This window comes from Phenylobacterium sp. (assembly GCF_036501465.1).
GTDB lineage: Bacteria > Pseudomonadota > Alphaproteobacteria > Caulobacterales > Caulobacteraceae > Phenylobacterium.
In genome coordinates this window covers 1-19,642 of record NZ_DASYAF010000159.1, presented here as the reverse complement: position 1 = coordinate 19,642, position 19,642 = coordinate 1, and the positions used below count along the sequence as shown (strand labels likewise).

The 19,642-nt window shown below is 70.7% G+C and carries 22 protein-coding genes; 13 read left to right on the top strand and 9 right to left on the bottom strand.

Going from position 1 to position 19,642, the window contains the following annotated elements; all coding sequences use genetic code 11:
- Positions 1 to 29 precede the first annotated feature (29 nt).
- A complete protein-coding gene (locus tag VGL85_RS18230) occupies positions 30 to 221 on the top strand; it encodes a hypothetical protein (protein ID WP_331590426.1) in 192 nt (63 codons plus the stop codon).
- Positions 222 to 438: 217 nt separating this feature from the next.
- Positions 439 to 1,134 (top strand): hypothetical protein, encoded by a 696-nt coding sequence (locus VGL85_RS18225; RefSeq protein ID WP_331590425.1) that lies wholly within the window; start codon positions 439 to 441, stop codon positions 1,132 to 1,134.
- A gap of 46 nt (positions 1,135 to 1,180) precedes the next feature.
- On the opposite strand, the gene VGL85_RS18220 is transcribed toward VGL85_RS18225, so the two are convergent.
- The gene (locus tag VGL85_RS18220; RefSeq protein WP_331590424.1) at positions 1,181 to 1,492 is read right to left on the bottom strand and encodes a hypothetical protein; all 312 of its coding nucleotides are present in this window, start codon (positions 1,490 to 1,492) and stop codon (positions 1,181 to 1,183) included.
- 149 nt (positions 1,493 to 1,641) lie between these two features.
- On the opposite strand from VGL85_RS18220, the gene VGL85_RS18215 reads away from it, so the two are divergent.
- Entirely contained in the window at positions 1,642 to 2,097 is a 456-nt protein-coding gene (locus tag VGL85_RS18215; RefSeq protein WP_331590423.1) for an AAC(3)-I family aminoglycoside N-acetyltransferase, read from the top strand.
- 41 nt (positions 2,098 to 2,138) lie between these two features.
- Positions 2,139 to 2,696: an isochorismatase family protein gene (locus tag VGL85_RS18210; protein ID WP_331590422.1), complete on the top strand. Its 558-nt coding sequence runs from the start codon at positions 2,139 to 2,141 to the stop codon at positions 2,694 to 2,696.
- 9 nt (positions 2,697 to 2,705) lie between these two features.
- Here the strand turns inward: VGL85_RS18210 and VGL85_RS18205 are convergent, their stop codons facing one another.
- Positions 2,706 to 3,194: a hypothetical protein gene (locus VGL85_RS18205; protein ID WP_331590421.1), complete on the bottom strand. Its 489-nt coding sequence runs from the start codon at positions 3,192 to 3,194 to the stop codon at positions 2,706 to 2,708.
- Between the two features lie 203 nt (positions 3,195 to 3,397).
- Between VGL85_RS18205 and VGL85_RS18200 the strand changes: the two genes are divergently transcribed.
- From VGL85_RS18200 to gnd, 4 genes are all read left to right on the top strand, one after another.
- Positions 3,398 to 4,858, top strand: a complete 1,461-nt coding sequence (locus tag VGL85_RS18200; protein WP_331590420.1) for a M20/M25/M40 family metallo-hydrolase — start codon at positions 3,398 to 3,400, stop codon at positions 4,856 to 4,858.
- Positions 4,859 to 4,963: 105 nt separating this feature from the next.
- Positions 4,964 to 7,075, top strand: a complete 2,112-nt coding sequence (gene tkt / locus VGL85_RS18195; RefSeq protein WP_331590419.1) for a transketolase — start codon at positions 4,964 to 4,966, stop codon at positions 7,073 to 7,075.
- 13 nt (positions 7,076 to 7,088) lie between these two features.
- Positions 7,089 to 8,252, top strand: coding sequence for a transaldolase (gene tal / locus VGL85_RS18190; RefSeq protein WP_331590418.1), 1,164 nt, complete (start codon positions 7,089 to 7,091; stop codon positions 8,250 to 8,252).
- Between the two features lie 26 nt (positions 8,253 to 8,278).
- On the top strand, positions 8,279 to 9,256 hold the full coding sequence (gene gnd / locus VGL85_RS18185) for a phosphogluconate dehydrogenase (NAD(+)-dependent, decarboxylating) (protein ID WP_331590417.1): 978 nt from the start codon (positions 8,279 to 8,281) through the stop codon (positions 9,254 to 9,256).
- Positions 9,257 to 9,263: 7 nt separating this feature from the next.
- Here the strand turns inward: gnd and VGL85_RS18180 are convergent, their stop codons facing one another.
- The 3 genes from VGL85_RS18180 to thrB all read right to left on the bottom strand — a co-directional run bounded on the left by VGL85_RS18180 (position 9,264) and on the right by thrB (position 11,270).
- Positions 9,264 to 9,758 carry a MarR family winged helix-turn-helix transcriptional regulator gene (locus tag VGL85_RS18180; RefSeq protein WP_331590416.1) on the bottom strand — a complete coding sequence of 165 codons (495 nt, stop codon included), beginning with the start codon at positions 9,756 to 9,758 and terminating at the stop codon, positions 9,264 to 9,266.
- 85 nt (positions 9,759 to 9,843) lie between these two features.
- A complete protein-coding gene (gene rnhA, locus VGL85_RS18175; protein WP_331590415.1) occupies positions 9,844 to 10,296 on the bottom strand; it encodes a ribonuclease HI in 453 nt (150 codons plus the stop codon).
- Positions 10,293 to 11,270 (bottom strand): homoserine kinase, encoded by a 978-nt coding sequence (gene thrB / locus VGL85_RS18170; protein WP_331590414.1) that lies wholly within the window; start codon positions 11,268 to 11,270, stop codon positions 10,293 to 10,295. The genes rnhA and thrB overlap by 4 nt, the downstream gene beginning before the upstream one ends.
- 109 nt (positions 11,271 to 11,379) lie before the next feature.
- Between thrB and VGL85_RS18165 the strand changes: the two genes are divergently transcribed.
- Positions 11,380 to 11,607, top strand: coding sequence for an AbrB/MazE/SpoVT family DNA-binding domain-containing protein (locus VGL85_RS18165; protein ID WP_331590413.1), 228 nt, complete (start codon positions 11,380 to 11,382; stop codon positions 11,605 to 11,607).
- Entirely contained in the window at positions 11,604 to 11,996 is a 393-nt protein-coding gene (locus tag VGL85_RS18160; protein ID WP_331590412.1) for a type II toxin-antitoxin system death-on-curing family toxin, read from the top strand. The genes VGL85_RS18165 and VGL85_RS18160 overlap by 4 nt, the downstream gene beginning before the upstream one ends.
- A gap of 14 nt (positions 11,997 to 12,010) precedes the next feature.
- On the opposite strand, the gene VGL85_RS18155 is transcribed toward VGL85_RS18160, so the two are convergent.
- Both VGL85_RS18155 and ispH read right to left on the bottom strand, forming a co-directional pair.
- Positions 12,011 to 13,198 carry a hypothetical protein gene (locus VGL85_RS18155; RefSeq protein WP_331590411.1) on the bottom strand — a complete coding sequence of 396 codons (1,188 nt, stop codon included), beginning with the start codon at positions 13,196 to 13,198 and terminating at the stop codon, positions 12,011 to 12,013.
- A gap of 65 nt (positions 13,199 to 13,263) precedes the next feature.
- Positions 13,264 to 14,217, bottom strand: coding sequence for a 4-hydroxy-3-methylbut-2-enyl diphosphate reductase (gene ispH, locus VGL85_RS18150; RefSeq protein ID WP_331590410.1), 954 nt, complete (start codon positions 14,215 to 14,217; stop codon positions 13,264 to 13,266).
- A 142-nt stretch (positions 14,218 to 14,359) separates the two neighbouring features.
- On the opposite strand from ispH, the gene VGL85_RS18145 reads away from it, so the two are divergent.
- The 3 genes from VGL85_RS18145 (at position 14,360) to VGL85_RS18135 (ending at position 18,032) form a co-directional block, all read left to right on the top strand.
- On the top strand, positions 14,360 to 15,067 hold the full coding sequence (locus VGL85_RS18145; protein ID WP_331590409.1) for a Tat pathway signal sequence domain protein: 708 nt from the start codon (positions 14,360 to 14,362) through the stop codon (positions 15,065 to 15,067).
- Entirely contained in the window at positions 15,064 to 16,836 is a 1,773-nt protein-coding gene (gene argS, locus VGL85_RS18140) for an arginine--tRNA ligase (RefSeq protein ID WP_331590408.1), read from the top strand. The genes VGL85_RS18145 and argS overlap by 4 nt, the downstream gene beginning before the upstream one ends.
- Positions 16,837 to 16,904: 68 nt before the next feature.
- A complete protein-coding gene (locus VGL85_RS18135; RefSeq protein ID WP_331590407.1) occupies positions 16,905 to 18,032 on the top strand; it encodes a hypothetical protein in 1,128 nt (375 codons plus the stop codon).
- Positions 18,033 to 18,045: 13 nt separating this feature from the next.
- On the opposite strand, the gene VGL85_RS18130 is transcribed toward VGL85_RS18135, so the two are convergent.
- Together VGL85_RS18130 and VGL85_RS18125 are read right to left on the bottom strand one after the other, a co-directional pair.
- Positions 18,046 to 18,429: a hypothetical protein gene (locus VGL85_RS18130; protein WP_331590406.1), complete on the bottom strand. Its 384-nt coding sequence runs from the start codon at positions 18,427 to 18,429 to the stop codon at positions 18,046 to 18,048.
- 70 nt (positions 18,430 to 18,499) lie between these two features.
- Complete coding sequence (locus VGL85_RS18125; RefSeq protein WP_331590404.1) at positions 18,500 to 19,450, bottom strand: TraB/GumN family protein; 951 nt, start codon at positions 19,448 to 19,450, stop codon at positions 18,500 to 18,502.
- Between the last annotated feature and the right edge of the window lie 192 nt (positions 19,451 to 19,642).

The window sequence follows — 19,642 nt, the reverse complement described above, 5'->3', positions numbered from 1 at the left end:
GCCCGGGTCCGAAAGCGAGACGCTCCGCCATGGCGAACCCTCCCCGGCCCCGCGGGGGCATCCCGACACCGCAGAGCCGGCTGGACGCCGCGCCGCGCTATGTGCTCCCCGAAGCCGACGCCGAAACCGACAGCTCTGGGCAGGCGGGGCCGGACCGGTCCCCGCCCGCGAACGTCCCCGATCCGAAGGCCGGCGAGGGCCAGGACAGCGGAAACGACTGACGCGCCGCGGCGCTACTTCCCGTAAGAAGAGCATAATTTTCCTATGCTATTTGTAATTGATACCGGCGTTTTGTCTGATAAGGTGGCGGCGCCTGGAACGCTGCGGATCCAGATGGCGAGCCGGGCCCAAAATATCTGACCCAACCATCCTTCGAAGGCGGCGTTCGCGCGTCCGTAAGCGCCCGGCCGCCGGCCTTCGCCTGTCGAGGAGCTAGCAATGCCGGACAAACGACCCCGTGGCGCGCTGCCGAGCCCCAGGCACAAGCTGGCGGCCGCCATGCCGCACATCCCCTCGGCGCCGGCCCCGGCGAACTACCTCGTCATCCCCGCCCAGCTGTCGTTCTGGGGCAACCAGACCGACGGCGACTGCGTGACGGCCGAGGAGGCGTTCGCCAAGGCCTGCCATCAGCCGGAGATTTTCATCACCGAAGCGATCGCCGTCGCCTGGGCGGGGGCTCATGATTACCTCAACGGCGCGGTGCTGAGCGATGTCCTCGACACCATGCTGAACGACGGCTTCCAGCAGGGCGGCCAGCAGTACGACGACGGCGCCGCCAACACCGTCGATTGGACCAACGCCGCGATCCTGAACAGCGCCATCTCCCAGGGGCCGGTCAAGATCGGCGTCGCCGCCGACCAGCTCGAGAACGTGGTGACCTCCCAGCAGAACGGCTGGTTCGCGACCGGCTTCGCACGCGACGAAAACGAGGACCATTGCGTCAGCCTCTGCGGCTACGGGTCCATCGCCTGGCTGGCAGGCCAGATGAACGTCGCGGTCCCGGACGGCGTCGACGGAAGCCAGCCCGGCTATGCGCTGTTCACCTGGAGTTCGGTGGGCATCATCGACGCCGCCTCGATGGTGGCGATCACCCATGAAGCCTGGCTGCGGCGGCCGACCACCATCGTCCACTGATGCGCCACCCGCCCGCGCCCCGCCCGGCGCGGGCGGGATCGATGGCCTATCCCGCCGAGGCGGCCTTGACCCCGAACTGCCTGTTGATGCCGTCCAATTCCTTCTGCAGGGCGGCCTTGTGCTCGGCGGTCAACTGCCCGCCGTCGGCGCGGGCCGTCTTCTGCATCTTGTCGCGCAGGGCGATGATCTTCTGGTTGTAGCGCTGCTGCGGGCTGGGCGCGGTCTGGAAGTCCAGCCCGCCGCCATAGGTGGCGGTGCTAGGCATCGGCGTCGTCGGCCCCATCATCTGGGCGGCGGCCGCGCCGGCGGCCGGGAGAACGAGGATTGCGGTCAGGAATGCGAGACGGGGACGGCGCATGGGCGGCTCCCAGGTTTCCGTGGCGGAAGCCAACGCCCGCCCGGCCGCGCCGTCAAGGGGAACGGCGTTCGGCAAGAGCCGCGTAGAAGGCCGCGCCGATCGCGGCGCCCGCGCTTCTACGCCCGATCCTTGCCCGCTACGGTGGGGACATGAAGACGCCCCTTCTCGTCACGCGCCTCGGCCCCGGCGACCTTGACCGCCTGCGCGCGCTCAACCGCCTGTTCGCGGCCGCCTTCGAGGACCCTGAGAGCTACGCGGCCGCACCGCCCTCCGACGCCTACCTCGCCGCCCTGCTGGCCCGCGACCACACCCACGTCCTGGTGGCGCTGGTGGGCGAGACGGTGATCGGCGGCCTCACCGCCTACGAGCTGGAGAAGTTCGAGCAGGCGCGCCGCGAGGTCTACATCTACGACCTGGCGGTCGACGAAGCCCACCGCCGCCAAGGCGTCGCCACCGCCCTGATCGGCGAACTCCAGGTCGTCACGCGCAGCCGCGGCGCCTATGTGATCTTCGTCCAGGCCGACCATGGCGACGAGCCGGCCATCGCCCTCTACGAGAGCCTGGGCGAACGCGAGGAGGTCCTGCACTTCGACATCCCGGTCTGAGCCGGCTTGCATCACAGGGCGCCCGTCCCGATCTTCCCGCCATGAGCACCCTGCCCGACCGCCCGAACGCCGCCCTCCTGGTCATCGACGTCCAGAACGGAGTGATGAAGTCCGCCCACGACCGCGACGGCGTCGTCGGCAATATCGTCGCCCTGGTGGCCCGCGCCCGCGCGGCCGGCGTCCCGGTCGTCTGGGTGCAGCACGAGAGCGAGCAGCTGGTGAAGGGCCAGGACCCCTGGCGGTTCGCCCCCGAGCTCGACCCGCGGCCGGACGAGCCCCTGATCGCCAAGCGCTACGGCGACGCCTTCGAGGACACCGCCCTGGACGCGGTGCTCGCCGAGCGCGGCGTCGGGCGGCTGATCGTCGCCGGCGCCCAGACCGACGCCTGCATCCGCTCCACCCTGCACGGCGGCTTCACCCGCGGCTACGACGTGACCCTGGCCGCCGACGCCCACACCACCGAGGACCTCAGCCAGTGGGGCGCGCCGCTGCCCGGCCAGGTCATCGCCCACACCAACCTCTACTGGACCTACCAGCGCGCGCCCGGCCGCACGGCCGCCGTGGCCAAGGCTGGCGAGGTGGCGTTCGGTCAGGGGTGACGACCCGGCCTACCGCCCGTGGGCGCGGACCGCCGTCCACTCAAGGTAGGTCTTGAACTGGTCGCGGGCGTTGGGCGGAGCGATCTCGAAGCGACCCGCCAGCCCCCCGGCGGTGCGCCGGTAGCTCAGCCGGTAGCGCGGCCCCGCCGGATCGTCGCTAACGAACAGCGCCTCGCCGGCCGCCGGAGCGCTCGCCGCGTAGTGGATCACATGACCTTCGCTGTCCCAGTAGGTCGCCCGATCGGCGGCGCCTTCGCGGGACATCACCAGCAGATCCTCGTGATGCTCGGCGGGCTTGCCGCCCTGGGCCGGATAGTCGGCGAAGTTCCGCCGCACCAGCAGCCAGCCCCCGGCTTCCGGCCGGAAGCTGAAGCCGCCCTTGCCCGGCGCGCCACCCACCGCCGTCCAGTCGCCTTCGAGCCAGGCCAGCTGGCTCCAGTCCGGCTTCGGCGGATTCTGGGCCGCGGCCGCACCGGCCAGGACCAGGCCCGCCGCCATTCCGATCCATATCGATCGCATTCAACCCCCGTCAGGCGAGCATCCTTTGGGACGCCCCTCCGCCTTACATTCCACGGTTATCCGAGCCTTGGGGTCCTGGGCTTGTCAAGGACCGCGCATCGTCGTGGGCTCCAAGCCGGCGGTTCAACTTGCCGCGCCGGCGACCCCCTGAAATAGTCCCGCCAACGGATCGGGGTTCACCAATGAAGACGCTCGCCCGCGCGCTCAGCGCCGCCGCCCTGCTGGTCGCCACCGCCGCCATTCCTCAGGTCGTGGGCGCCCAGCCGCCGCCCAGCCCGGCGATGCCGAAGGCCGACCCGACGCTGCCGGCCTTCAAGGCGCTCTACAAGGAGCTGGTGGAGACCAACACCACCGCCTCGGTGGGCTCCTGCACCCTGGCCGCCCAGCGCATGGCCGCGCGGATGAAGGCGGCCGGCTTCCCCGACAGCGACCTCACCGTCTTCATTCCCCCCGAGTTCCCAAAAAGCGGCGGGCTGGTGGCCGTCTATCCGGGGACGGACCCCAAGGCCAAGGCGGTGCTGCTGCTCGCCCACCTCGACGTGGTCGAGGCCAAGCGCGAGGACTGGACGCGCGACCCGTTCACCCTGGTGGAGGAAGGCGGCTACTTCTACGCGCGCGGCGCCATGGACGACAAAGCCCAGGCCTCCATCTGGGTCGACAGCCTGATCCGCTTCAAGCACGAGGGCTACAAGCCGCGCCGCACCGTCAAGATGGCGCTGACCTGCGGCGAGGAGGGCGGCGGCCCGCTGAACGGCGCCTCCTGGCTGGTGAAGAACAAGCGCGAGCTGATCGACGCGGCCTTCGCGCTCAACGAGGGCGCCGGCGGCCAGCTCACGGAAGACGGCGCCAAGCGGATCGCCCACACCGTCGAGGCCGGCGAAAAGACCTCGCAGAGCTTCGTGCTCGAGGTGACCAATCCCGGCGGCCACTCCTCGCGGCCGGTGCCGGACAACGCCATCTACCGCCTGGCCGACGCCATCGAGAAGGTGCGCCGCTACGAGTTCCCGGTGATGATCAACGACGCCAACAAGGCCTACCTGATGGGCATGTCCAAGATCGAGGGCGGCCAGCGCGGCGCAGCCATGACGGCGCTGGCGGCGAACCCGAAGGACGCGGCGGCCGACAAGCTGCTGTCGGCCGATCCCAGCCTGCACACCCTGCTGCGCACCACCTGCGTGGCGACCATGATCTCCGGCGGCCACGCCCAGAACGCCCTGCCGCAGCGGGTCACCGTGACCATCAACTGCCGCATCTTCCCAGGCGTCTCCCGCGAAGCCATACGCGACAAGCTGATGGAGATCATCGGCGACCCGCAGGTGAAGATCTCCCAGGTCGCCAGCGGCCGCGAAGGCGAGGCGCCCGCCCCGCCGCTGACCGCCAATGTCATGGGCCCGATCGAGAAGGTCTCCGCCCAGATGTGGCCCGGCGTGCCGGTGATCCCAATCCTCCAGGCCGGCGCCACCGACGGCAAGGCGCTGACCGCCGGCGGCATCCCGACCTACGGCGTCTCCGGCCTGTTCCTGGAGCCCGACCTCGGCCGCATCCACGGCCTGAACGAACGGCTCGGCGTCCAGTCGCTCTACGAGGGTCGCGAGTTCCTCTACCGCCTGGTCAAGGTCTACGCCGACACGCCAGGCGCCTGACCCGGGGGAATACGCGGAACCCTCCCATCGCCCGTCCGTTGCCGGAGGGACCGCCGCCCGCGCCGTCGGGGCGCGCTCTTGGCGCGGCGGCGATGCAGCATGCCCATGGACGCCCAACCCCACGCCTTCGATCCGCCGGCCGTCGCAGACGCCGACCAGCTCGCCGTCGACACCCTGCGCACGCTCGCCATCGATGCGGTGGAGAAGGCCCAGTCGGGCCACGCCGGCGCGCCCATGGGCTTCGCGCCGGTGGCCTATGCGCTGTGGAGCCGGGTGCTGCGCTACGACCCCAAGGCGCCGCTCTGGCCCGACCGCGACCGCTTCGTGCTGTCCAACGGCCACGCCTGCATGCTGCTCTACGGCCTGCTGCACCTGGCCGGCGTGGTCGCGCTCGACCATCGCGGCAAGCCCACCGGCAAGCCCGCCGTCAGCCTCGACGAGATCAAGTCGTTCCGCCAGCTCGGCAGCGCCTGCCCCGGCCACCCGGAGCAAGGCCACACCACCGGGGTCGAGACCACCACCGGCCCGCTGGGCCAGGGCGTCGGCGACAGCGTCGGCATGGCCATGGCCGGCCGCTGGCTGGCCGCCCGCTTCAACCGCCCGGACCACGAGCTGTTCGCCCACCGCGTCTTCGCCGTCTGCAGCGACGGCGACCTGATGGAGGGGATCAGCGGCGAGGCCGCCTCCCTGGCCGGCCACCTTAAGCTCTCCAACCTCTGCTGGATCTACGACGACAACGCCGTCAGCATCGAGGGGCCCACCTCGCTGGCCTTCGGCGAGGACGTGGCCAAGCGCTTCGAAGGCTACGGCTGGGCGATCCAGCGGGTCGCCGACGCCAACGACACCCAAGCGGTGCTGCGCGCGCTGGAGGCCTTTGCCGAGACCGACGGCAAGCCCACCCTGATCCTGGTCAAGAGCGTCATCGGCTACGGCGCCCCGCACAAGGGCGGCACGTCGAAGGCCCACAGCGACCCGCTCGGCCCGGAAGAGGTCAAGGCCGCCAAGCGCGCCTACGGCTGGCCGGAAGACGCGCAGTTCGAGGTCCCGCCCGCCGCGGTCAACCGCTTCGCCGAGACCCTGGGCGTGCGCGGCGGCGCCGCCTCGGAAGCCTGGGAGCGCCTGCGCAAGGCCTACGCCAAGACCTATCCGGAGCTGTCGGCCGAGCTCGACGAGTTGCTGGCCGGCCGCCCGCCCAAGGACTGGGACCGCGACACGCCGGTCTTCCCCGCCGACCCCAAGGGCATGGCCACCCGCGCCGCCTCCGGCAAGGTGCTGAACGCCATCGGGCCGCGCTGGCCCTGGCTGGTGGGCGGCTCGGCCGACCTCGCGCCCTCGACCAAGACCCTGCTGGAGTTCGACGCGGCCGGCGACTTCCAGCCCGGCGCCTGCGGCGGCCGCAACCTGCATTTCGGGGTGCGCGAGCACGCCATGGGCGCCATCGCCAACGGCCTGACGCTCTCAGGCCTGCGCGCCTACACCGGCACCTTCCTGGTGTTCAGCGACTACATGCGCCCGCCGATCCGCCTGGCGGCGCTGATGGGCTGCCCCGCGGTCTTCGTCTTCAGCCACGACAGCATCGGCGTCGGCGAGGACGGCCCGACCCACCAGCCGATCGAGCAGCTCTGCGGGCTTCGCGCCGTGCCCGGCCTGATGGTCCTGCGGCCCGCCGACGCCAACGAGACCGCCGAGGCCTGGCGCGTGATCCTGGGCCAGCGCGACAAGCCCGCCTGCCTCATCCTGTCGCGCCAGGCCACGCCCACCGTCAACCGCACCGCCTACGCCCCGGCGTCCGGCGTGGCCAAGGGCGCCTACGCGCTCAGCCGCGGCGATCCGGCCAAGGCCGACGTGATCCTGATCGGCACGGGAACCGAGGTCGGGCTCTGCGTCGCCGCGGCGGAAAAGCTGGCGGACGAGGACATCCGGGCGCATGTGGTCTCCATGCCATCCTGGGACCTCTTCGAAGCCCAGCCCCAGGCCTACCGCGACGAGGTTCTGCCGCCGGGCCTCAGCGCCCGCGTCGCCGTGGAGGCCGGCTCGCCGCTCGGCTGGGACCGCTACGCAGGCCCCGCCGGTGAGATCGTCGCCATGCGGAGCTTCGGCGCCTCGGCGCCTGGGCCCGACGTCATGCGCCACTTCGGCCTGACCGCCGAGGCGGTCTGCGCCGCCGCCCGCCGCCAGGTCGAGGCGAACGGCCACCGGCGGGGCGGCAAGTCTTGAGAAGGAGCGATCCATGACCGCCTCACCCCCGCTGAAGGCCCTCTCAGAGGCCGGCCAGGCGGTCTGGCTGGATTACCTGCACCCGGACCTGATGAGCTCCGGCAAGCTCGCCAGGCTGATCGCCGAAGACCAGCTCACCGGCCTCACCTCCAACCCCTCGATCTTCGAGAAGGCGATCGGCGACGGCGACGTCTACGACGCCCGCATCGGCGAACTCGTGGACCGCGGCGTGACCGAACCCGGCGAGATCTTCGAGCGCCTGGCGGTGGCCGACATCCAGGCCGCCGCCGACGTCTTCCGCCCGACCTTCGACCGGTTGGGCGGTCGCGACGGCTACGTGAGCCTGGAGGTCTCGCCGAAGCTGGCGCACGACGCCACCGGCTCTATCGCCGAGGCCCGGCGGCTGTGGAAGGCCGTCGATCGCCCGAACCTGATGATCAAGATCCCCGGCACGCGCGAGGGCGCGCCGGCCATCCAGGCGCTGATCGCCGAAGGGATCAACGTCAACGTCACCCTGCTGTTCGGCATCGACGCCTACCTGGCGGTGGCCGAAGCACACGCCGCGGGCCTGGAGGCCTTCAAGGCGGGCGGCGGCAATGTCGGCGCGGTGCACGGCGTCGCTTCCTTCTTCGTCAGCCGCATCGACACGGCCATCGACAAGGCGGTCGACGAGAAGCTGCAGGGCGCCGACGCGGTCACGACCCAGCGCCTGAAGGCGGTGCGCGGCCGGGTGGCCATCGCCAACGCCAAGATGGCCTACCAGCACTATCTGCAGCTGGCCTCCACCGAGCGCTGGCGGGCGCTGGAGCACGCCGGCGCGGCCCCGCAGCGGCTGCTCTGGGCGTCGACCAGCACCAAGGACCCGGCTTTCCCCGAGCTGCTCTACGCCGAGGCGCTGATCGGGCCGGAGACCGTCGACACCCTGCCGCCCAAGACGCTCGACGCCTTCCGCGAACACGGCAAGGTCGCCCAGACCCTGGTCGACGACGTGGCCGGCGCGCGCCAGGTGCTGTCTGAGACGGAGGCCCTGGGGCTGGACCTCGACGCGGTCACCGACCGGCTGGTGGACGAGGGCGTCGAAGCCTTCGAAAAGGCCTTCGAGACTCTGCTGGCCGCGGTGGCGGACAAGCAGGCGAAGATCGGCAAGCATCACAGCGGGCGGCGGGCCAGCGCCTGAACTCGCGGAAACGGAGCCAACCAGAAATGCAGGTCTGCATCGTCGGCCTCGGCCGGATGGGCGGGAACATCGCGCGCAGGCTGATGGCCGCGGCCCATCAGTGCGTGGTCTACGACCGCGACGCCAAGGCGGTGGCCGACGTGGTCAAGGACGGCGCCAGGGGGCTTAAGGATCTGAGCGAGGTGGCCGGCGCGCTGAAGCCGCCGCGCGTCGCCTGGGTCATGCTGCCGGCCGGCGCGCCCACCGAGCAGACCGTCGCGGCCCTGGGCAAGGCTTTCGACAAGGGCGACGTCGTGATCGACGGCGGCAACAGCTACTACCGCGACGATATCCGCCGCGCGAAGACGCTGGCCGAACGCGGCGTGGGCTACGCCGACGTCGGGACCTCCGGCGGCGTCTGGGGCCTGGAACGCGGCTACTGCATCATGGCCGGCGGGACGAAGGCGACCTTCGACCTCATCGAGCCGCTGCTGAAGACGCTGGCCCCCGGCCGCGGCGACATCGAGCGCACCAAGCGGCCCAAGGACGCCGACCCGCGCGCCGAGGAGGGCTACATCCACACCGGCCCGGTGGGCTCCGGCCACTTCGTCAAGATGGTCCACAACGGCATCGAGTACGGCCTGATGCAGGCCTATGCCGAGGGCTTCGACATCCTGAAGAACCGCGCCGGCGCCGACGTCGCCGAGGACGAGCGCTTCGACCTCAACCTGGCCGACGTCGCCGAGGTCTGGCGCCGCGGCAGCGTGGTCTCCTCATGGCTGCTGGACCTGACCGCCTCGGCCCTGGCCAGCGACGCCGAGCTCGAGCAGTTCAAGGGCGCCGTGGCCGACAGCGGCGAGGGCCGCTGGACGCTGGAGGCGGCCATCGAGACCGCCACCCCGGCCAATGTGCTGGCGGCCGCGCTGTTCACCCGCTTCCGCTCGCGCGAGGAACACAGCTTCGCCGAGCAGATCCTCTCGGCCATGCGCTTCGGCTTCGGCGGCCACATCGAGGTGAAGAGCTAGGGGCGACCTATTCCGCCGCCGTCCCCAGCATCAGCTGCGCGGCCGATCCTGGGCCTTCGTCGCGCTCCGACAGCCACGTCCTCAGGGCGCGGAGGAACGGCAGGGCCTCGCGGAATTCCTTGGAGGTGAAGCCGTCGCGGAGGCTTTCCATCTTCGGGCGCAGCGCCGCCATCGCCTGGCCGTAGGCGGCGCGACCGGCCGCCGTCAGCCAGATGCGCTTCTTGCGGCCATCCGACTGGCAGTTCTCGACCTCCACCAGCTTGCGCGCGGCCAGCCGCTGCAGCGTGTTGGTGAGCCCGCTCTTGGTCATCTGCAGGGCGCGCGCGATGGTCACCGGCGTCACCCCGTCGCCTCTGCGGGTGAGCAGGTTCATCACCTCGAACTGCGGATAGGTCAGGCCGACCGGCAGCTTGCGGGTGATGGCCGTGCGCGCCAGGTGCTCGATGTAGCGGATTTCGTCGAAGACCTGGACGTCGGGGTGGTCTTCCGGTTCGGCGGCCATGGCGGCCTCCTGGGAGGGCTGAGAACTCCGTACAGACTACGCCGTTCGAGGGCGAACCGCAAATTACAGCCCGTTCAGATTCGAACTACTTCGCCGCGGCGGCCACGGTCTCCTCCAGCCCGCGGCGGGCCAGTTCGTCGGCGCGCTCGTTGAACTCGTGGCCGGCGTGGCCCTTGATCCAGCGCCAATCGACCTCGTGACGCGCCCGCGCCTCGTCCAGCCGCTTCCACAGGTCGTCGTTCTTCACCGGCTTCTTGTCGGCGGTCTTCCAGCCGCGCGCCTTCCAGGCGTGGATCCATTCGCGGATGCCGTTGCGGACGTACTGGCTGTCGGTGTGCAGTTCCACGCGGCAAGGCCGTTTCAGCGCCTCCAGCGCCTGGATCGCCGCCATCAGCTCCATGCGGTTGTTGGTCGTCTGAAGATCGCCGCCCCAGAGCTCCTTCTCCTGGTCGCCCCAGTGCAGCACCGCGCCCCAACCACCCGGCCCGGGATTGCCTGAACAGGCGCCGTCCGTATGGATCACCACCTGGGGTGTCATTCGGCTTGGCTCTGGGGGGCGCCGAACAGCACGAGGTCCGGCGAGGCCCGGTGCACCGCCAGCTTGCGCTCGTACTCCAGCGGGTCCTTGGGCCGCACCAGCGCGCCCGCCGGCGTCGCGCCCCAGTCGTGCAGCCGCGTCAGGAAGAAGCGCATCGCCGCCCCGTGCGCCAGGATCGGCAGGGCCGATCGTTCGAGATCGGACAACTTTCGCTGGCTCTCGTAACCGGCCACCAGGGCTCGCGCCGAGGTGATGTTGAAACTGCCGTCCGGCTCGAAGCACCAGGCGTTCAGCGCCACGGCGATATCGTAGGCCAGCGCGTCGATGCAGGCGAAATAGAAGTCGATGGCGCCCGCGAATTTCCCCTGTTTGAAGAACACGTTGTCGGGAAAGAAATCGGCGTGGATCACGCCCTTGGGCAGGTCCTTGGGCCAGCGCTTCGCCAAAAGTTCGAGATCGGACGAAATCGTCGCCGCCAGGCCCGGCTTCAGCGCGTCGGCCGCACCCGTCAGCTCACGGAACATCGGCGCCCAGGCCGCCTGGCCGAGGTCGTTGGCGCGGCTGAGCGGGAAGCCGTCGGCCGCCAGGTGCAGCGCCGCCAGGCCCGCGCCCGCCTCGCGGCAATGGGCCGCCATCGGCCGGCGCACCGCCAGCCCCGACAGGAAGGAGACGATGGCGCAGGGCTTGCCGCGCACGCTCTTCAGCAGGCGCCCCGCGCGATCAGCGATCGGCGTGGCGCTCGGATAGCCCCGGTCGGCGATCCAGCGCAGCAGCTCCAGGAAGAACGGCAGGTCGTCGGGCTTCACCCGGCGCTCATAGACGGTCAGGAAGAACCGCCCGGCCTCGGTCTCCAGCAGGAAGTTAGAGTTTTCCACCCCCTCGGCGACGCCCTTCAGGCTCAGCGCCTGGCCGATGTCGTAATCGGCCAGCAGCCCCGCCAGCTCCTCGTCAGTGATGTCGGTGTAGACCGCCATGGCCCGGGCATGGGGGAGGTCGCGTGAGGGGTCAAGTCGACAGGACGTATGACATCGGTTATAACTCGAGAGTATTACGTGCGTTATAACTGACGGATTGGGAGTCCCGATGATCCCGCTCAAACTGACCCAGGTCGGAAATTCCGTTGGCGTGTTGCTGCCCAAGGAGGCGCTGGTCAAACTCGGCGTCGAGAAGGGCGATATCGTCTATCTGACCGAAGGCCCGGACGGCGAGATGCGGCTGTCCGCCTATAACCCCGGGGTCGCGGAAGAGATCGCCCTGGGCGAAGAGTTCATGGACGACTACCGAGACGCCTTCCGCGTCCTCGCCAAGTGATCACCGAGCCGCGTTGGCCCAGCAAGGCGGCGCTGATCGTCCTCCATGACCGCAGCTTGGCCCTTCACGGCGGCGCGCCAGGCCTGCGGGACGAGGGATTGCTGGAATCGGCGCTCGCGCGTCCTGCGAACCTGTTCCACTACGAAGGTGTCGCCGACATCAGCACGCTTGCGGCGAGCTACCTGGTGGCGGTGGCCAGCAACCATCCCTTCGCCGACGGCAACAAACGCGCCGCCTTCCTGGCTTGCGGCCTCTTCTTGCGGCTCAACGGCCATCGCCTGATCGCCGAACAGGCGGAGGCCGCACGCGCGGTCCTGGCCGTCGCCGCAGGCGAGCGGGATTTGGCGACCGTCGCAGAATGGATTCGCGCCCGTTCGATCAAGTCATAGATCGCCGCCCGCCCCTACGGCGCGTCGGTGGGGACGAACTGCACGGCGCGGGATTCATATTGCGCCACCACCAGGGTCTTGCCGTCTGGCAGGAAGCCGATGTCGCGCGGGAAGATTCCGGTCGGCACGGTGCGCAGCACCTGGCCGCTGGCCGAGACCGCGGTCAGCGAGCCCGGCCGGTTGTGGCCGAAGCGGTTGGAGTTGGCCACCCACACCTGGGCGCCGTCGGGCCGCACGGCCAGGCCGACCGGCGCGGGGCCGACCTTCACCGCGATCTCCGGGGCGTCCATCACCATGCCGGCGAGCTTGGCCGTCGAGAAGCCCTCCAGCCGATTGTCGCCGCGCGCGGTGACCCACACCGTGCGGCCGTCCGGCGACAGCGCCACGCGCACGGGGTTGCAGCCCGCCTTGCGGACGCCCAGGGACGCCTTGGCGGGGTCCGTGGCGATGGCGCGCACGTCGATGATCGTCAGCACCCCTTCCGGATGCTGGCCGTGGCCGCCGTTCTCGGCCTCGCAGGTCGTCGCGAACGTCTTGCCGGCGAAGCTCTCGCTGGTGGCGAACAGCACCCGGCCGTTGGCCGACAGCGCCAACCCCACAGGCGCGCGGCCGGTCTCCATGCTGGCCACTTCCGCCTTCTCGCCCGCGCCGCGCGCCTTGGCGAAGTCGAGCACGCTGAGCCGCGCCAGCCGCTCCTGGCTGATGAACAGCATCCGGTCGTCGTCGCTGATGGCCGCATAGACCGAGCCCGCGCCCATCGGCAGGCTGGCGGTCACCGCGCCTTGGTCACCGGCCTCCAGCTTGGCGACATCGACGATGGCGACGCTGCCGCCGGTGGCCATCGCCAAGGTCTTGCCGTCATGGCTGATCGCCAGGCCGCCGGGGAAATCCTTGACCGGCGCCACATGGGCCACGCTGAAGCGCCCGCCCTCGTTGTGTAGCGCCGCCACGCCGCCGCCGCCGACCTGGGATCCCTCAAGACCGCCCAGGGCGACGAAAAGCCAGCAGCCATCGGCGCTGGCCACGGCCATGAACGGGCGGCCGGGCACCGGAAGCGTCGCGGCCCCACCGGTGTAGCGGCAGGCGCCCGTGGCCGGCGCGCTGGCCGGCGCGTTCGGGGCCGCGGGCTGCGATATGGCTGGAGCGGCCACGCCCAGGGCCAACCCCACCGCCGCAGCCGCGGCCAGACAACGCGAACCCATCGAAATATCCCTCACCTCTATCCAGGACCACCGCCGCGGCCCCGCGGCCACGTCCGTACGGCGCCCTATCCCATCAGAGCCCTCGGCAGCTTGAAGCTCACCGTCTCGTGGGCCGCGTCGATCTCTTCGACCGTCACCGCGAACCGGTCGCCCAGCCGCTCGATCACCCCCTGCACCAGCACCTCCGGCGCGCTGGCCCCGGCGGTCACGCCCACCGTCCGCACGCCGTCCAGCCAGGCCAGGTCCAGCCCGTCGGCGTCGTCGATCAGATAGGCCCGGGCCCCGGCGCGGCGGCCCACCTCGGCCAGGCGCACGGAGTTGGAGGAATTGGCGCTGCCCAGCACCAGCAGGACCTCGCTGCGCGCCGCCGCCGTCTTCACCGCGTCCTGGCGGTTGGTGGTGGCGTAGCAGATGTCTTCCTTGTGCGGCGCGGCGATGGCCGGGAAGCGGGCGCGCAGCGCGGCCACGATATCGGCCGTGTCATCCACCGACAGCGTCGTCTGGGTGACGAAGGCGACATTGGCCGGATCGGCGGGCTCGAAGGCCTCGGCGTCGGCCACCGTCTCGACCAGCGTCACCGCGCCCTCTGGAAGCTGGCCCATGGTGCCCACCACCTCCGGGTGGCCGGCGTGGCCGATCAGCACGATCTCGCGCCCGGCCTCGAAATGGCGGCCGGCCTCCACATGCACCTTGGAGACCAGCGGGCAGGTGGCGTCGAGATAGAGCATCCGCCGCGCCTTGGCCTCGGCCGGCACCGACTTCGGCACGCCGTGGGCGCTGAACACCACCGGCCGGTCCGGCGGGCATTCGGAAAGCTCTTCCACGAAGACGGCGCCCAGAGCCTTCAGCCGCTCCACCACATGGCGGTTGTGGACAATCTCGTGGCGCACATAGACCGGCGCGCCATATTTGCCGATCGCCCGCTCGACGATCTGGATCGCCCGGTCGACGCCGGCGCAAAAGCCGCGCGGGCTGGCTAGCAGGACGGTGAGCGGGGGCCGGGAAGCTGGCTGCGTCATCGCGCGCAAGGTAAGGGCCCGCGGGATTGACACAAGCGCGCGACGGCCAGCCGCGTTGCCGCCACAGTCCTTCGGCTGTAGTTAGGGGCCGAATTGGCGCAACCTCCCGCGCCGCATCCTCTGGAAGTCACGGACGCCCGTCATGCGCCGCCTCACCCTCCTCGCTGCAGCCGCCTGCATGGTCGCGCTGCCCTTCGCCGCCCACGCCCAGTACGGCGGCGGCGGTCCGGGCGGCGGCAACGGCCCCTCCAAGCAACAGCAGGACGACGACGCCAAGAAGAAGAAGCGCGACAAGGAGTGGGGCGATTCGAAGGCCCCGCTGCCGGCCATGCGCAACGCCGGCCCCTGCCCCTATGTGAAGGCCCTCTACGACGCCACCCGCTACGTGGAGTTCAAGGACGCCCGCGAGGCGTCGGCCAACGTGGTCTATTCCGGTGAGATCCAGGGCATTTCGTCCGGCTGCGAATACAAGGACGACGAGCCGATCAAGGTGGTGATGGACATCCTGTTCGAGCTCGGCAAAGGCCCGATGGCCACCAGCGAGACCAAGACCTACCACTATTGGGTGGCCGTCACCGACCGCAACCGCGAGGTCATCGCACGGCAGAACTTCGACCTGCCGGTCCACTTCCAGGGCGGCAAGGACCGCGCCTATGTGACCGACTCCATCGCCAACATCGTCATCCCGCGCGGCACCCAGACCACCTCGGGCGCCAATTTCGAGATCCTGATCGGCTTCGACGTCACGCCCCAGATGGCCGAGTTCAACCGCCTGGGTAAGCGTTTCCACGTGGACGCCGGACAGACTGCGGTGGCCTCCGCCGGACCGAGCCCCGCCCCGCACCAATGACCGACCTCAGAGGGGCCCTCAGCGAAGCGGTTGGCGCCGCCTTCGCGGGCCTCGGCTTGCCGCCCGACCTGGGCCGGGTCACCGCGTCCGACCGCCCCGACCTCGCCGACTTCCAATCCAACGGCGCGCTCGCCGCCGCCAAGCGCGTCGGCCGCAATCCGCGCGACCTCGCCGCCGAGGTCGCCGCCGCGCTGGCCGCCGATCCGCGCCTGGCGTCGGTGGAGATCGCCGGCCCCGGCTTCATCAACCTGAAGCTCGCCGACGCCGCCCTGGCGGCCCGCGCCCAGGCGATCGCCGATGATCCGCGCAGCGGCAGTGAGCGGGTGGCTCAGCCGCGCCGGGTGCTGGTCGACTACGGCGGCCCCAATGTCGCCAAACCCATGCACGTGGGCCACCTGCGCGCCTCGATCATCGGTGAGTCGATCAAGCGCCTCTACCGCTTCCGCGGCGATACGGTGCTGGGCGACGCCCACTTCGGCGACTGGGGCTACCAGATGGGCCTGCTGATCGGCGCGGTGATGGACGAGAACCCGAAGATCGGCGAGATCACCGAGGCCCTGAACGCCGGCGGATCCGCCGACACCGCGCCGTTCGAAGCCGTCACCCTGGCCGACCTCGACCGGCTCTATCCCGAGGCCGCCGCCAAGGGGAAGGCCGACACCGCCTACCGCGACCGCGCGCGCAAGATCACCGCCGGCCTGCAAGACCGCCAGCCGGGCTACTTCCAGCTCTGGCGGCGATTCCGCAACGTGACCCAGGTGGCGCTGGAGCGCGACTTCCACGCGCTGGGCGTCGACTTCGACCTCTGGAAGGGCGAGAGCGACGTCGAGGACCTGATCGACCCCATGGTCGACGAACTCGCCGCCAAGCACCTGTTGCAGGACGACCAGGGCGCCCGCATCGTCCGGGTCGCCCGCGACGGCGACAAGCGCGAGCTTCCGCCGCTCCTGGTGGTCTCCTCCGAGGGCTCGGCCATGTACGGCACGACCGACCTGGCCACCATCCTCGACCGCAAGAGGAGCTTCGATCCGCAGCTCATCGTCTACTGCGTCGACCAGCGCCAGGCCGACCATTTCGAGATCGTCTTCCGCGCCGCGGTGCTGGCCGGTTACGCCGCCGAGGGCGAACTGATCCACGTGGGCTTCGGCACCATGAACGGGACCGACGGCAAGCCCTTCAAGACCCGCGAGGGCGGGGTGTTGAAGCTCGCCGACATGATCGAGATGACCCGCGAGAAGGCGCGCGAGCGGCTGCACGAGGCCGGCCTGGGCGAGAACCTGCCGGCCGACGAATTCGAGGACATCGCCGGCAAGGTGGCCGTGGCCGCGCTGAAGTTCGCCGACTTGCAGAACTTCCGCGGCACCTCCTACGTCTTCGACCTGGACCGCTTCACCAGCTTCGAGGGCAAGACCGGCCCCTACCTGCTCTACCAGGCGGTCCGGGTGAAATCCCTGCTGCGCCGGGCGGAAGCCGATGGCGTCACGCCCGGCCCGATCGCCGTCGCCGAACCGGCCGAGCGCGAACTGGCGCTGACCCTGGACGCCTTCGAGACCGCGCTTTCCGAGGCCTACGACCGCTACGCCCCCAACGCCGTGGCCGAGCATGCCTATCGCCTCTCCCAGGCCTTTTCGAAGTTCTACGCCGCCTGCCCGATCCTGCAGGCCGAGCCGCCCACGCGCGCCTCGCGCCTGGCGCTGGCGGCCGCGACTCTGGCCCAGCTCGAGACCGCGCTGGACCTTCTGGGCGTCGCCACGCCGGAGCGCATGTAGACCAGTCCTGGATGTAACGCGTTCGCTGACGTGTTAACCTTCGCCATGGCTCGGTGAGGAGGCAGCGGATGCGGGCGTCCGGTTTTTCGAGGATCCTTTTCCTGCTGGCGACGCTGGTCGCCCTTCCGGCCGTCGCCGGGCAGCCGCAGACGCCTTCGGAAGACAATCTGGGCGTCAGAACCGAGGACGGCGTCAGGACCACGGACCCGCGATATCATCAGCCGCAAGCCAACATCGGCGGGGGCGGTTCGGGAGGCGCCGTCGGCCACCCCGGATCGGGTTCGGCCGCCGCCGACGCGCTCACCAATGAAATTTTCAACGGGGTGCTGGCCAAGGCCCCCCTGCTTTCGGCCGCCCAGAACCCGCTCCTCGGCCGCTGGCGCACGACCGGCGCCAATCCCGGCATGGACCTGAACAGCATTGGTCCGCTGGGCCAGCTGTCCAGCGGGATGCTGGCCGGCGGCTGCGACTCGATGTTCGGCAAGATCGTGACGTTCGGGCCTTCGAGCTTCGAGCGGGTGGGCGCCGACGGCCGCGCCCAGGTGCAGCAGCACGTCGAGTATCACGGCAATCCCTCGCGGATCGCGGTGCTGGTCAAGGGCTCGGGGAGCCAGCCCACGATCATGAGCCTGTCCGATCCCGATCACGCGGTCTCCGCCATGGGCTGCACGCTGCAACGCGACCGCTCGGGCGGTCCGGGGCGCACCGGGGGCCAGGCCCTGGCGTCCATCCCCGGCGCCCAGCTCGCCAACGCGCCGATGCCGCGGGCCGCGCCCCCGCCGTCCGGTCCGGCCAATGCGACCCTGAGGTTCCAGGTGGGAATCTCCGTCCCGGGCGGCTTCACCCCGCTCGTCAACGCGCCCCTGTGGCTGATGACCCAGGACCCGCAGGCGGCCTACGCCGCGACGGGCCTGCCGATGCCGCAGGGCGTGAGCCTGCCGGCCAAGCTCGCGTCCGATTGCCGCTCGCTCCCGGTCTGCCAGAGTGAAATCCCCGCCATTGTGAGAGGCGCGCTGGGCCGGGTCATGACCGACGCCCAGGGCCACGCCCAGACGCCGCAGATCCCCTCGGGGCGTTACTATGTGGTGGGCGTCTCCGCCATCCAGGGCAAGCCGGTCGTCTGGGTCCAGCCGGTCAACGTCCAGCCGGGAGCCAATACGCTCACCCTCGACCAGCTCAACGGCCACACACCCTAGGCGGCCGGGCCCCTCAACCGCCGGCGCGCTTGCTGACCAGCTCGGATGGCTGGAACGGCGGCTTGGGCGGATCGTCGTCGGCGTGGGCCGCGCGCTCGGGCGAGGCGTGCGGGCCACCCTGCCGCGGGACGTCCTCGGTGGTCTGCTCGCCAAGCGGCCGGCCGTCCCAGACCGAGCTTTCGGCCACATCGACCTTCACGTCCTCGATCGGCTCGCCCGGCTTGTCCGGCTCGAGGCCGGCGCCCACCGTGCCCTCATGGCGTGGCAGCGGAGCCTGCGGCTTCTCCAGGTGGGCGACCCGGACCATCTGGTCCTTGTCGCGCTCATAGTGGGTCTCGGCCCGGCGGTTGCCGGTGGCGATTTCAAGGTTTGGGTCCGGAGAATTGGGTGTGGTCATGGCTGGCTCCTCCAGGACTCAGCGGGCGGCGGGCCTGCGGGTTCCGGTCGCCGCCGTCGCGTGAGCGCGCCTAGACCGGCCCGTCCGGGCCGATCACCGTCAGGCCGCGGGCCTTCAGGCTCTCGATCAGCCCGTCCTTGGCCACCAGCCGGCGCAGCGGGACGGTCGCCACCGCATGGCCGGGCTTGCCAAGGGCGCCTGTGATCGCGTCGGCCAGGTCGTCGGTGCTTCGGCGCCAGAGCTGCGGCCCGCCCGCCATCAGCAGCAGGCAGCGGTCGAAGCGCCGCGGGGCCAGCAGGGCCGCGCCCACGTCGCCCCGCGCCCAGCCGACCGCGGCCTTGCGCCAGACCGCCTCGTCGGTCTCCGCGTCGTCCAGCGCCGCGCCCAGGCATTCGCCCTCCGAGGCCGGGGTCAGCGAGCTGAGCGCCGCCTTGGCGAAGGGGACCAGGTCGTACTCGCCCGCCGCCTTCACCGGCGTCCCGCGCTTGACCGCCTCGGCGCGCACCTGCCGGCCCACGTCGACGAGCGCCTGCGGCCGCGAATCCCGCAGCAGCATCTGGCCGGCGATCATCGGCCGCCAGTGGTCGTAGCGCTCCGGCCCCTTGCCCAGCTTCTCCCGGTCTGCCACGAACCGCGCCCGCTGCGCCGGGGCGAGCGCCGCTTCCATGTGTTGCGTCCGCAGCATGCCGTAGAGCTTGAAGAGGCCGACGATATCGTCCAGCCCGGCGTGCAGCCTGGGCCCGGTGATCAGCGCGCTGGCCCCCTTCAGATGCTCGTCCAGTTCGCGGCGCCGCCAAGTCACGTCCTTGGGCAGGGGCGTGTCCAGCACGCCCAGGATCCAGACCGTCGAGCCGTCCTTCTCGACGCGCCACCAGGCCGGGGCGGGACGCCGCGCCACCACCACCAGCTCCTCGACCACATTGGCCTCGGGGTCGCCGGCCACCGGCGGGGCGGCCCTCGTCGCACCCGCCAGCGCGACGCTCAGAGCCAGGATCAGGGCGGCGCCCGTCGCGGTCCGCATCGTGAAGCTTCCCATGGCGGCCACCGTCGGCGCCACATGCGGCGAAAGCGGGGCCGTGCTAGGTGTCTGGTCCCGCTGTGTGGGGGACTCAGCTTAGCTGAGTGCTCACATCGGGAGGCTCTATGGGCCAGATACTCCACGGCAGCGCCACGACCACGCACGCCATCCGAGCGGCGATACAGCGATCGAAAG